The sequence below is a fragment of the Falsiroseomonas sp. RANM36 genome, from assembly GCF_056682175.1.
This window is the reverse complement of record NZ_JBWXTD010000073.1, coordinates 1-255: the sequence shown is the minus strand read 5'-3', so window position 1 is coordinate 255 and position 255 is coordinate 1. Positions and strand designations below refer to the sequence as shown.

Annotated in this window: 1 pseudogene; it reads right to left on the bottom strand. The window is 67.5% G+C overall.

The annotated features are described in order from the left end of the window. Positions 1–255 (bottom strand): annotated as a pseudogene (locus AC1MIR_RS27895) (IS21 family transposase); the annotation flags it as partial.

The window sequence follows — 255 nt, the reverse complement described above, 5'->3', positions numbered from 1 at the left end:
GACCACGCAACGCCTCGAACACGCGCATCAGTGTCAACCGCTCGCGGCTCGCCCGACCCGCATTCTCCGTGAGCAGCCGATCCAGCTCGCCCCGCCAAGCACCCAGCTTGGGCTGCGGTTGCTCGCCGCGCTCGTAGCGGAACTCCGTCGCGCCCGAGCGCAGGACCTTCCGCACCACCTTCCGTGACACGCCAAGCCGACGACAGATCGCCTTGATCGGCAGACCCTCGATCTCATGCAGCCGACGGATCTTCC